Source organism: Ideonella azotifigens (genome assembly GCF_006519715.1).
GTDB lineage: Bacteria > Pseudomonadota > Gammaproteobacteria > Burkholderiales > Burkholderiaceae_C > Ideonella > Ideonella azotifigens.
The window spans coordinates 1-11,416 of record NZ_VIDT01000116.1 but is presented as its reverse complement, the minus strand read 5'-3'; the positions used below and the strand labels follow the sequence as shown (position 1 = coordinate 11,416).

Sequence of the window (11,416 nt, the reverse complement as noted above, 5' to 3'; positions counted from 1 at the left end):
TCTCGGGCACGGCCACCAAGCGCTCGCGGATCTGGTTCGCGCGCTCGAAGGTCATCGCGCCGCCAAAGCCCAGGCGCAGGCCGCGTTTGACGAACTCGTCCGCCTGCTGGGCGCTGCCGTTGAACGCATGGGCAATGCCGCCCACGCCCTAGAAACGCCGCAAGCCTTTGAGCACCGCGTCCGCCGAGCGGCGCACATGCAGCAGCACCGGCAGGCCCGCGGCACGCGCCAGCTTCAGCTGCGCCCAGTAGAAGCGCTCCTGCTTCTCGCGGTCCAGCCCGGGCACGAAGTGATCCAGCCCGATCTCGCCGACGGCCACCAGGCGCGGGTCGCCGGCGTGTGCCTTCAGCGCCGCGGCCAGCGTGTCAAGGTCGGCCTCGTTGGCCTCGTCCACGCACAGCGGGTGGATGCCCAGCGCGTAGCTCAGCAGGTGCCGGTGCGCCAGCTCGCGCACGGTGTCGAAGTTGGAGACCGCCACCGCCGGCAGCACCAGCATGTCCACGCCTGCGGCCCGCGCCCGCGCCACCACAGCATCCCGGTCCGCGTCGAACTCGGGCGCGTCCAGGTGACAGTGGGTGTCGATCCACATCGTGGGGGCCTAGACGCCTTCGGTTTCAGGCTGCAGCAAACGCCCGGCCTCCATGCGCAAGCTGCGATCGCAGCGCGCGGCCAGCGCCGCATCGTGGGTCACCAGCACAAAGGCCAGGCCACGTTCGCGGGCGCGTTGCAGCATCAGCGCGAAGACCTTGTCGGCCGTGTCGCGGTCCAGGTTGCCGGTGGGCTCGTCGGCCAGGATCAGCGGCGGCCGGTGCACCAGCGCGCGCGCAATCGCCACGCGCTGCAGCTGCCCGCCTGACAGCTGCGAAGGCATGCGCCCGCCCAAAGCGGCCATGCCCACATCATCCAGCATCTGCTGCACCCGCGCCGGGTCAGGCCGGCCCAGCAGCATCAAAGGCAGGCCGATGTTGTCTGCCACGCTGAGGTGAGGCAGCACGTGGAAGGCCTGGAACACAAAGCCCAGCAGCTCGCGCCGCAGCCGGGCCTGTTCGGGCTCCGGCAGCTGGTGCACCGGCCGGCCCGCCAGGCTGACGCTGCCTTCATCGGCGCGGTCCAGGCCGGCGATGCAGTTGAGCAGCGTGGACTTGCCCACGCCGGACTCGCCGCGCAGCGCCACGAACTCGCCCGCGGCGATCTGCAAAGACACGCCACTGAAGACGGGCAGTGCGCCGTATCGCTTGCCCAGGCCCGACACCTGCAGCAGCGGGCCGGCGCCAATCGCGGTGGCCCTTGCGTCGAGTTCTGCGGGCTTGGGCTGCATCCTCAGGCAGCAGCACTGGCGCCAACCAGGTAGTCCTGCTTGCCCAGGTCCACGCCGTTGTGGCGCAGGATGGCGTAGGCGGTGGTGACGTGGAAAAACGCGTTCGGCATGGCCCAGTGCTTCAGGTAGGCCTCGGCCTTCATCGTGCGGGTGCGGTCCTTGCCGACCGGGAAGGTCACGTCGGTCTCTTCCTTGCCGTCAATGGCGCTGCCGGGCACCGTGTCCAGCCAGGCCAGCGTGCGGTGGATGCGCTGCTTCAGCTCGGGCATGGTCGTCTCGTTGTCGTCGAACTTCGGCGCTTCCAGGCCGGAGACACGGGCAATGCCCAGCTTGCTGGCGTCGCAGGCAATGCGCACCTGCGAGGACAGCGGCAGCATGTCGGGCGCCAGGCGCATGCCGACGAAGACGTTCGCATCGAACTTGCGCGCTTGCGCATTGGCAATTGCCTTGTCCAGGCAGTGATCGAGGTTGCGCAGCACGCTCTTGAAGACGGGCAGGCTGGCGGAAGACAGGGTGATGGACATGGGAGTCTCCTGGTGTGGGTTGACTGGCCGGGCCAGCTTCTGAAGTGGCCTGCGCTTGAGTGGCCGCGATCATAAGCATGCGCGCTTTCCGCTGCCGGCGTTGGCCGATCACCCGTGGTGGCGGCCGGTCATCGCGGCGTTCGCGTACGCCATTGGCCGGCCTCTGGCAAACGCGAAGCACCAGCCAAACAACAGCGAAGCGACTGGGCGATGCGGCCATGCATCTGTCGTTCCAATGGGCGCCCGCCTCTGTTACAACGCGCCCATGCACTACGACATCGTCATCCTGGGCGGAGGCGCCGGCGGGCTGGAGCTGGCCGCGCAATTGGGGCGGCAGCTGGGCCGCCGTGAAGGCCGCGACAAGGTCCTGCTGGTCGACCGCTCGGTCTTCCACATCTGGAAGCCCACGCTGCACGAGGTGGCCGCCGGTACGCTGGATGCGCACCAGGAAGGCCTGTCCTACACCATCCTCGCGCGGCGCAACCACTTCGGTTTCGCGCTCGGCGAGATGCGCGCGCTGGACCCCGTGAAGCGCCAGATCACGCTGGCGCCGCTGCTGGACGAAGAGGGCCGCGCGATCGCCCCCGAGCGCCAGATCAGCTTTCGCTGGGCGGTGCTGGCCGTCGGCAGCGGCTCGAACTTCTTCGGCACGCCAGGCGCCGAGCATGCCTACGTGCTGGAACAGGCGCAGGACGCCGAGCGCTTCCGCCGCCACTTGCTGGCCGCCTTTGCGCGGGCTTCGTTTTCGCCGCAGCGCTCGCTGGGCGTGGCCATCGTTGGCGGCGGTGCCACGGGCGTGGAGCTGTCGGCCGAGTTGATCGAGGCCCACAACGAGCTGCTGGACGGCCTGGGCAAGGGACAGCGCTTCCGGCTGGACATCAGCATCGTCGAGGCCGGCCCACGGCTGCTGGGCGGCCTGCCAGAGAAGATCTCGGGCCAGGCCACCACCGCGCTGGAGCGCAAGCAGATCAAGGTCATGACCGGCACCCGCGTGCTGGAGATCAAGCCCGGTGCGCTGCAGACCTCGCAGGGCGAAGTGCCGGCCGACCTGATCGTCTGGGCCGCAGGCATCAAGGGCGCAGACGCCAACACCACACTCGGCCTGGCGGTGAACAAGGCCAACCAGTTCATCGTCAACGAGCACCTGGAAACCTCGGTGCCCGGCATCTACGCGATGGGCGACTGCGCCGCCTGTCCCTGGCAGGACGGCAAGCTGGTGCCGGCCCGCGCCCAGGCCGCCCACCAGCAGGCCAGCTACCTGCTGAAGGTCTTCCACGGCCTGCTGCGCGAGCGTCCGCTGGCCGCCAGCTTTGTCTACAAGGACTTCGGCTCCCTCGTCTCGCTGGGCGACAACAAGGGCGTGGGCAACCTGATGGGCGGGCTGTCGGGCCGCAACTTCTTCGTCGAAGGCCTGCTGGCCAAGTGGATGTACATCTCGCTGCACCTGATGCACCACCGCGCCATCGTCGGCCTGGGCAACACCGTGGTGCTGGCGCTGGCGCGGCTGCTGCAACGGCGCGTTTCGGGGCGGCTGAAGCTGCACTGACGAGCCGGCACGCCGACCGGGACAAGGCCCGCTCCCCACTTAATGGGGACGCGCGGCCACGCCAATCGCTGCAAACTGCGGCAGCGCGCACGAACACCACCCACAAGCGCCGCCAACCCGCCCATGCGGGACACCCCACGCAGTTCAGCCCTGGCTCCGGCCAGGAAGGCAGACACATGCGAACCCTGCGACAAGCGCGCTGCGCCCTTTCGGGTCTTGGTCTAGGTCTTGTCCTGCTCACACCGCTGGCCGGCTGCAGCAGCCTGCAGCAGGTCGGCGGCCCGCCGCCCATCGGCCTGAGCGAGCTGCAGCGCAACAAACTGCTCACCGCCACCGACGACTTCGACCTCAGCCAGGCCATGGGCGACGCCAATGCCGATGCGACCAGGCGCCGCGAGCTGCGCAACGCCTACATCGCCAACCGCCTGGTGCTGATGGACGTGGCCTTCCTGAACTACCTGCGCACGCTGACCACCGACAAGCACACGCTGGACGCCGCCAGCGAAGGCACCGTGCTGGGCCTGAGCGTGCTGGGCACCTTGATGAACGCGACCCAGGCCAAGGAAAACCTGGCCGCGCTGGTGGCCACCATCACCGGCCTGAAGGCTGTCGTCGACAAGAACTTCTTCGACAACCGCGGGCTGGACGCGATTGCCTCGACCATGGTGGCCAAGCGCAAGGAGGTGCTGGCTCGCATCCTGGTCGCCCTGCCCGGCAGCGCGGACGCCTACCCCTTGGTGGCCGCGCGCAACGACCTGAACGACTACTACCTTGCCGGCACCATGGACGGCGCCTTCCTGACCATCCAGGCCGAAGCCAACAAGCGCGACGAAGCGGCCAGCAGGAACCTGAGCCAGACGCTGATGGTGGCCAACACGATGGAGAACCTCAGCAGCACGACCTTGGCCAGCAAGCGCAGCCTGACGCTGGCTCTGGGCGCCCCCACCGCCACGCTGGAAGTGGTGACGGCCGCACTGACCGCCCTCAGCGTGCCAAGCGATCAACTGCCCGCCGCCAAGGATGCGGCCGTCGCCCTGCTTCAAAAGTACGTGCGCGAGGCCCGCACCCAGGTGCAGATCGACGCCCTGGCCGCCATCTTCCGCAACGCCGGCCTGACGCCGTGAGCCCATCTTCAGGAGACGCCAATGAGCGATGACATCTACCTGGTCGAGATCATCCGCGATGACCTGGCCGGCTACACCAACCGCGTGGCCAACGAAGAGGCCGGCGCGTCGGAATTTGTCGACAACCGCGTCAGCGTGGACGCCGGCATCGCCACCAACCACGCGAGCTTCAAGGTGCTGCCGCCCGGCCAGTTGCCGGACCCGCCGACCTTCGTGAAGCTGGGCAGCCTGCCGGCCGGCAAGCAGCCCAGCTGGACCGGCGTGCTGCTGATTGCCGGGCTCAACGTCGCGGCACAGATGTTCCGCTGAGCACCCGCTTGGTCATTCCAGCCTGCGTCGCCGATGGCCGGCGACAGCGCAGGCTCATCCGACACCGGCCTTGGGAGACAGCAAGATGAGCACCACCCTGCGCATGGGCGACCGCGGCCCCGACGTGAAGCAGCTGCAGCTGGCACTGAAAGGCAAAGGCTTCAACCCTGGCGAGCCGGACGGCGACTTCGGCGTGGCCACCGAGCAGGCCCTCATCGGCTTCCAGAAAAGCCGCAACCTGCTGGCCGATGGTGTGGCCGGCCCGCGCACGCAAGAGGCACTGGAGCTGGCGGCGGACAGCACGCTGCCTGATGCGACCACCGGCATGTCGGTGCAGATCGCCGCGCAGATGTGCCCGGGCGCACCGCTGGCCAACATCAAGACCCACCTGCCGGTGGTGCTGCAGTCGCTGGCCGACGGCCAACTGCATGACAGGCCGATGGTGCTGATGGCCATCGCCACCATCCGGGTCGAGACCGCCGGCTTCCTGCCGATCAGCGAGGGCCAGTCGCGCTTCAACACCTCACCTTCCGGCCAGCCGTTCGACCTCTACGACTTCCGCAGCGACCTGGGCAACCACGGCAAGGGCGACGGCGAGCGCTTCAAGGGCCGCGGCTTCATCCAGCTGACCGGCCGCAGCAACTACCAGGAATTCGGCCCCAAGCTCAAGCCCGCGCTGGACCTGGAAGCCCACCCCGAGCTGGCGAACGCAGCCCAGGTCGCGGCCGACCTGCTGACGCTGTTCCTCGGCAGCAAGGAGCGCCAGATCAAGCAGGCCTTGCTGCGGCAGGACTATGCCGAGGCGCGCCGGCTGGTCAACGGCGGCCACCACGGCGTGAACGACTTCACGCAGGCCTTCAAGACCGGCGACGCATTGATGCCCTGAGCCACGCCGACCGCCGGCGCTTCGATAATCGGGCCATGCCCCTGCACATCGAAACCCCGCTGGTCACCTCCCGCCCCTTGAGCCTGGCCGCCGGCCGCCAGGTCACGCTGAAGCTCGAAGCCCTGCAGCCGCCGGGCTCGTTCAAGATCCGCGGCATGGGCGCGGCTTGCGAGTGGCACGCCAGCCGCGGCAAGCGGCGCTTCGTTTCGTCGTCTGGCGGCAATGCCGGCATCGCCGCGGCTTATGCCGGCCGCGAGCTGGGCATTGCGGTCACCGTGGTCGTGCCGGAGACGAGCACCGCGCATGCCCGCGAGCTGATCCGCCAGCAAAACGCCGAGCTGATCGTGCACGGCAAGGCCTGGCACGAAGCCAATGCGCTGGCGATGAGCCTGCTGACCGAGCACGACGCTTTCCTGCACCCCTTCGACGACCCGCTGCTGTGGACCGGCCACGCCACGATGATCGACGAGGCTGTGCGGCAAGGCGACAGGCCCGACGCGGTGCTGCTGTCGGTGGGCGGTGGTGGACTGATGGCTGGCGTGGTCGAAGGCCTGCGCCGCAACGGCTGGGGCGACGTCTCGGTGATCGCCGTCGAAACCATCGGCGCCGACTCCTTGAACCAGGCCGCGCAGGCCGGCGAGCGCATCGCGCTGGACGCCATCACCAGCATTGCCACCTCGCTGGGAGCCAAGCAGGTCTGCGAACAAGCCTTCTCGCTCTTGCAAAGCCACCCTGTGCGCTGCGTCACCGTGACCGACCAAGCCGCACTGGCCGCCTGCGAACGCTTCCTGGACGACCACCGCATCCTGGTCGAACCCGCCTGCGGCGCCAGCCTGGTGCTGGCCTATGCCAATGCACCGGCGCTGGCCAACTTCCAAAACGTGATGGTCATCGTCTGCGGCGGCGCCACCGCCACGGTGGACCAGCTGCGCGCCTGGCGCACCAGCTGAGCCGCAACGAAGTTTTAGGGCTTCGGCTGGTGCGCCGCGGCCCCCGTCTGCCAGAGGATGAAGGCATCGGTGTCGGCGGCTTCTGCGTCCTGCTGGGCGCGGGTCGAGCCCATGCCGTGGCCAGCGTCGAAATCCACCCGCAGCAGCACGGGCTTGCCGCTGGTGCTGGCGGCCTGCAGGCGGGCGGCCATCTTGGCCGGGTGGAACGGGGCGACGCGCGGGTCGGTGACGCCGGTGGTCAGCAGCACCGCGGGGTAGCGCACGCCGTCTTTCACGGCCTGGTAGCTGTCGATGCCCTTGAGCGCGCGGTAGCCGGCCGGGTCGGCCAGGCTGCCCCACTCGGGCTCTTCGCCGTAGCCGTTCTGCTCGGCCACGTAGCGCAGCGGGTTGTGCCAGCCCACACCCGAAACCACCGCGGCGAACAGGTCCGGCCGTTCGGTCAGCGCCATGCCCATGGCAATGCCGCCGGCGGAACGGCCGCCAATGGCCAGGTGCTGCGGCGAGGTGTAGCGCTGGGCGACCAGGTCTTCACTGATGGCGATCAGGTCGCGCCAGGTGTTGGGCTTGTTCTCCAACTGGCCGGCGCGGTGCCAGTCACGCCCATATTCGCCGCCGCCACGCACGTGGGCATAGCCCATCACCGCGCCCTGGTCCAGCAGCGCCAGTGCGCGGCCGACAAAGGACGGCGTGTAGCCGGGAATGCCGTAGCTGCCATAGGCCTGCAGGAAGGTCGGCGCGCTGCCGTCCCTGGGCAAGCCCTTCTTGTAGACCACGTCGTAGGGAATGCGGGTGCCGTCTTTCGCGGTCGCGAAGCGGCGCTCCGAGGTGTAGGGGCTGGTGTCGATGGCCGGGCGCGGGGTCAGCCCGGTGTCGGTCACCTGGCCGCGGGCGCTCACCGCCCACACCCCCGCTGGCTGCAGCCAGCCGGACAGGCCGCACAGCAGGCCGTCTTCATCGGCATTGGCCGACAGCCCGCCCAGCGTGCCGTCAAAAGGCAGCGCGACCTGTGTGAGCTTGCCGTCGGCGCCCAGGCGCTGCAGCCGGCCCAGGCCGCCGTCCATGCCCTTGAGGTACAGGCCGTCCTTGGCCCTGGCCATCTGCTGCAGCACCAGGCTGCTCTCGGCCACCACTTCCCTGGCAGTGGCCAGGTCCGGCGCACGCGCCGAGGTCTGCAGCACGCGGCCACGCGGGTGGCCGTGGTTGGCCAGCAGGTAGAGCTTGTCGCCCTGCAGGTTGAAGCCGGTGACCTCGTCTTCAAAACCGGCCACAGGCTGCCAGCGGGGCTTGCCGGCCAGCAGTTCCTGCCGCGTTGCGATGAACAGCGCCACCTCCGGCCGCACGTCGCTGAGCATCAGCAGCACATAGGGGCCGTGCGCCGAGCTGAGCAGCGTGGGCGACTGGATGCGCTCGAAGGCCGGCGAGCCGGCGCGGCCGCGGGCCACCAGCACCGGGTCGTTCGCCGGGTTGGTGCCCAGGCGGTGAAAGCGGGCGCGCGAATCCAGGAAGCGCTCCGGCGTGTCCACCTTGCCGGTCAGCTGGTTGTAGAAGAAGCCGCTGCCGTCCGGCAGCCAGCTGGGGCTGGCGTTCTGGGTGTCGGTGATGCGCTCGGGCAGGTCACGGCCGGTGGCCAGGTCCAGTACATGCAGCGTGGAGTCCTCGCTGCCGTCCTGCGACAGGCCGTAGGCCACGTGCCGGCCATCCGGCGAGGCTTCCCACCAGTCCAGCGAGCTATGGTGGCCGGCGCGGTCCAGCTGGGTCGGGTCCACCAGCACCCGGGGCTGGCCCTTGCCGTCGCGCACGAAGAGCGAGAAGTTGTTGGCCCCTGCCGGGCGCTGCAGGTAGAACAGCTTGCCGCCGTTGCGATGCACCTGGCCGGTGGCCACCGAATCGCCCGAGACCTGCTGGATGCGGGCCAGCAGCGCAGCGCGGCCGGGCAGCTCGCTCAGCACCGCGCGGGTGTGCGTGTTCTGCCCCCTGAGGAAAGGCAGCCAGTCGGGGTCCTGGTCGTCTTCCATCCAGCGGTAGCGGTCCAGGACCGTTTCGCCGAAATAGGTGTCTGTGACCGCACGCACCTTCGCGACGGGCGCGGGCGGCGCCTCGTCCAGCGCAGCGTGAACAATGGTGGCTGCCAGCGGCAGGCTCAGCGACCAGGCCAGGCGAACAGCGCCAGCCAGGGTACGGCTTTGGATCATGCGGAGGACGTGAAGACGGGAATGGGAACCCGCGATGGTAGGCGAAGCCGGCCCCTGGCCTTACCCGCAGCTGGCCAACCAACGGCCGGATGTCTCACGACAGGCGGGCATCGACCGGCGCAGCGTGCTCAGGCTCGTTCGGCGACGGCCGTGGATTCAGCCGTCGGCTTGAGGCGCCGAAGCCTTGTCACCAAGATGTCACATTTAGTTACGAACATCGTGGGTTCGCCATTCGGCAAGGTCAAAAGGCAAAAGCGGCCCCATGCGCATTGAATCCCGGTTCACGCTCTCCCTGGCGTTTTGCCTCTGCCTGGGGCTGGCCATCTCGGCCTACATCTCGTTTCAGCTGGAGTCGCGTCAGGCGCGGGATGAGGTCAAGCAGAAGGCCGACATGCTGCTCGAGACGGGCCTGGCGATCCGGGCCTACACCAGCGAGGAAGTGGGGCCGGCGCTGCAGACGCTGCAAGGCGGCACGGGCTTCAATGTGCAGCAGGTGCCGTCTTTTTCGGCGCAGAACGCGATTCACCGGCTGACCAGGAAGTACCCGGAATACCAGTACCGCGAACCTTCGCTGAACCCGACCAATGTGAAGGATCGGGCCAATGACTGGGAGGTGGGCCTGATCCGCGACTTCCAGGCCAAGGACAAGCTTGGCGAGTTGAGTGGCGAAATCGGCGGGTCTGGTGACAGGCGGTTTTACGTGGCCCGCCCCATCCGCCTGAGCAACCCGGCCTGCCTGCAATGCCACAGCGTGCCGGCGGCCGCGCCAGCGCCCATGGTGGCGCAATACGGGCCCGTGAATGGCTTTGGCTGGAAGCTGGGTGAGGTGGTGGCCTTGCAGGTGGTGGAGGTGCCCAGCAAGCCCGCGCATGACAAGGCGCTGCGCAGCGTGCTGGTGACCGTGGGCTCGCTGGCCTGCGTGTTCGTGCTCTCGGCAGCGGTCTTCCTGCTGCTGCTGCGCCGGCATGTGACCTACCCGCTGGAGCGGCTGACGCAGGCGGCGCATTCGATCAGCGTGGACGGCGCGCATGCCCAGCAGCCGGCTTTTGCGGTGAAGGAGGCGGGGCAGTTCTCCGAGCTGCACGAGGCCATCATCCGGCTGCGGGCCAGCATGGACTCGGCGCTCAAGCGCATCGCTGCCTTCAGCAAGCAAGACGACGACGCGGGCAAATAAGCCATGTGGACCTTGATTGCGATGGCGCTGGCTGCCCTGCTGTGGCTGGTGGTGGTGACCCTGGGGCACGGCGTTGATGCGGAGCCAGATGGCATCAACCTCACGGCGATCCAGTTGGCGGCGATGAGCCTGACGGCGCTGAGCGTGGCGCAGCTTCTGCAGCGGCTGCTGAGCCATCTCTTGCTCGGCAAGAGCGCGACGCAGGGTGCGGGGCGCTCGTCGGACCTGCTGCGCTCGGTGCTGAACGTCACCCTGTATCTGGTGGTGGGCGTGCTGTTCCTGCACTATGGCCTGGGGCAGGACGTGACCAGCGTGCTGGCCACCTCGGCGCTGCTGACGGCCATCCTGGGCCTGGCGCTGCAGCCGACCTTGGGGCACCTGTTTTCCGGCGTGTCCATCGAGATCGAACGCCCGTTGCGGGTGGGCGATTACGTGCGGCGCGACGAGTTGGAGGGGCGTGTGGTCTCGCTGAGCTGGCGGTCGGTCTCGCTCGAAACCGACCGCGGCACGCTGCTGGTGATGCCCAACGCCGAATTCACCAGCCGCTCGGTGGAAATCATCCGCGCCAGCCAGCCCTCGCGGCACCAGATCGTGTTCCACATGGCCAGCAACTGCTCTCCCAGCCAGGTGCTGCGGGTGGCCATGCAGGTGCTGCGCAGCGACATCACGGACATCGTGCCGGTGCCTGCGCCCAGCGTCGTCATCCTCGGTTCCGATCCATTGACCGGCACGCTGCGCTTCGCGGCGCGCTTTTTCACGCTGAAGTTCCTGGACCGCTCCCGCATCGCCTCCCTGTTCATGGAGCGCCTGTGGTTTGCCTTGTCCAGAGAAGGCTTGGCGCTGCCGCAGCGGCCCATGCTGGGCAGCACTGAGGAGGCGGCCGGTTGGCATCTCATGCCAGACCATGGCCCGGCCCAGGAGCAGCTTCTGGCCGCAGAGCTTCCTTTGCCGGCGGCTGCCGGCAGAGCGGCTGCCCCGCAGCCTGCCGCAATGCGCGGCCTGGTTGCGCAATCACTGGCGGGCGTGCCCGCCGCGCTGCGACAGGAACTGCTGGCTGCCGGCCAGCTGGCGCTATACGGGCCCGATGAACGCTGCAACCGGCGCCAGGCGGGCGTGCTGGTGCAGGGCCAGCTGGCGCAGGACAGACCGCCGCAGCCCGAGCAACGCCAGCGCGAGCTGGACTGGCTGCGAGCTCAGGTGGCGCCGTTGCCTTCTCAGTCGCCCTCGCAGTTGCTGAGCGCTGAAGCCATGGTCATGGAGCCCGATCACTTCGAGCGCTTCGTGCAACGCGCCGCGCTGGCCATGGGGCCGCTGGCCCACAGCCTGTGCCTGCGCATCGCGCTGCACACCGATGACCTGAGCCTGGCCCACGCGCTGCTCGCCGAGTCCATCC

The 11,416-nt window shown here is 68.7% G+C and carries 10 protein-coding genes and 1 pseudogene; 7 read left to right on the top strand and 4 right to left on the bottom strand.

Features of this window, described 5'->3' with window-relative positions:
* From FKP22_RS10065 to FKP22_RS10055, 3 genes and pseudogenes are all read right to left on the bottom strand, one after another.
* Positions 1-589, bottom strand: a pseudogene (locus FKP22_RS10065) (TatD family hydrolase); the annotation flags it as partial.
* A 9-nt stretch (positions 590-598) separates the two neighbouring features.
* Positions 599-1,318, bottom strand: a complete 720-nt coding sequence (locus FKP22_RS10060) for an ABC transporter ATP-binding protein (RefSeq protein WP_211361360.1) — start codon at positions 1,316-1,318, stop codon at positions 599-601.
* A 2-nt stretch (positions 1,319-1,320) separates the two neighbouring features.
* Positions 1,321-1,842 carry a DUF1993 domain-containing protein gene (locus FKP22_RS10055; protein WP_141287359.1) on the bottom strand — a complete coding sequence of 174 codons (522 nt, stop codon included), beginning with the start codon at positions 1,840-1,842 and terminating at the stop codon, positions 1,321-1,323.
* Between the two features lie 265 nt (positions 1,843-2,107).
* On the opposite strand from FKP22_RS10055, the gene FKP22_RS10050 reads away from it, so the two are divergent.
* From FKP22_RS10050 to FKP22_RS10030, 5 genes are all read left to right on the top strand, one after another.
* Positions 2,108-3,388 carry an NAD(P)/FAD-dependent oxidoreductase gene (locus FKP22_RS10050; RefSeq protein WP_141287358.1) on the top strand — a complete coding sequence of 427 codons (1,281 nt, stop codon included), beginning with the start codon at positions 2,108-2,110 and terminating at the stop codon, positions 3,386-3,388.
* A 176-nt stretch (positions 3,389-3,564) separates the two neighbouring features.
* On the top strand, positions 3,565-4,512 hold the full coding sequence (locus tag FKP22_RS10045; RefSeq protein ID WP_141287357.1) for a hypothetical protein: 948 nt from the start codon (positions 3,565-3,567) through the stop codon (positions 4,510-4,512).
* Positions 4,513-4,533: 21 nt separating this feature from the next.
* On the top strand, positions 4,534-4,821 hold the full coding sequence (locus FKP22_RS10040) for a hypothetical protein (RefSeq protein ID WP_141287356.1): 288 nt from the start codon (positions 4,534-4,536) through the stop codon (positions 4,819-4,821).
* An 85-nt stretch (positions 4,822-4,906) separates the two neighbouring features.
* Positions 4,907-5,707 (top strand): peptidoglycan-binding protein, encoded by an 801-nt coding sequence (locus FKP22_RS10035; protein ID WP_141287355.1) that lies wholly within the window; start codon positions 4,907-4,909, stop codon positions 5,705-5,707.
* A gap of 35 nt (positions 5,708-5,742) precedes the next feature.
* Complete coding sequence (locus FKP22_RS10030; RefSeq protein ID WP_141287354.1) at positions 5,743-6,657, top strand: pyridoxal-phosphate dependent enzyme; 915 nt, start codon at positions 5,743-5,745, stop codon at positions 6,655-6,657.
* Positions 6,658-6,671: 14 nt separating this feature from the next.
* Here FKP22_RS10030 and FKP22_RS10025 read toward each other — a convergent pair whose 3' ends face one another.
* Positions 6,672-8,849 (bottom strand): prolyl oligopeptidase family serine peptidase, encoded by a 2,178-nt coding sequence (locus FKP22_RS10025; RefSeq protein WP_231012793.1) that lies wholly within the window; start codon positions 8,847-8,849, stop codon positions 6,672-6,674.
* A gap of 262 nt (positions 8,850-9,111) precedes the next feature.
* Between FKP22_RS10025 and FKP22_RS10020 the strand changes: the two genes are divergently transcribed.
* Together FKP22_RS10020 and FKP22_RS10015 are read left to right on the top strand one after the other, a co-directional pair.
* Entirely contained in the window at positions 9,112-10,023 is a 912-nt protein-coding gene (locus tag FKP22_RS10020) for a Tll0287-like domain-containing protein (RefSeq protein ID WP_141287353.1), read from the top strand.
* A gap of 3 nt (positions 10,024-10,026) precedes the next feature.
* A partial coding sequence (locus tag FKP22_RS10015) for a mechanosensitive ion channel family protein (protein WP_141287352.1) occupies positions 10,027-11,416 on the top strand: 1,390 nt, incomplete at its 3' end.

What these genes read in the sequence shown, in the direction of transcription:
- FKP22_RS10055 (WP_141287359.1), bottom strand. Translation starts at nt 1,842, where the DNA reads ATGTCCATCACCCTGTCTTCCGCCAGCCTGCCCGTCTTCAAGAGCGTG.
- FKP22_RS10050 (WP_141287358.1), top strand. Translation starts at nt 2,108, where the DNA reads ATGCACTACGACATCGTCATCCTGGGCGGAGGCGCCGGCGGGCTGGAG.
- FKP22_RS10035 (WP_141287355.1), top strand. Translation starts at nt 4,907, where the DNA reads ATGAGCACCACCCTGCGCATGGGCGACCGCGGCCCCGACGTGAAGCAG.
- FKP22_RS10060 (WP_211361360.1), bottom strand. Translation starts at nt 1,318, where the DNA reads ATGCAGCCCAAGCCCGCAGAACTCGACGCAAGGGCCACCGCGATTGGC.
- FKP22_RS10020 (WP_141287353.1), top strand. Translation starts at nt 9,112, where the DNA reads ATGCGCATTGAATCCCGGTTCACGCTCTCCCTGGCGTTTTGCCTCTGC.
- FKP22_RS10045 (WP_141287357.1), top strand. Translation starts at nt 3,565, where the DNA reads ATGCGAACCCTGCGACAAGCGCGCTGCGCCCTTTCGGGTCTTGGTCTA.
- FKP22_RS10040 (WP_141287356.1), top strand. Translation starts at nt 4,534, where the DNA reads ATGAGCGATGACATCTACCTGGTCGAGATCATCCGCGATGACCTGGCC.
- FKP22_RS10030 (WP_141287354.1), top strand. Translation starts at nt 5,743, where the DNA reads ATGCCCCTGCACATCGAAACCCCGCTGGTCACCTCCCGCCCCTTGAGC.
- FKP22_RS10025 (WP_231012793.1), bottom strand. Translation starts at nt 8,849, where the DNA reads ATGATCCAAAGCCGTACCCTGGCTGGCGCTGTTCGCCTGGCCTGGTCG.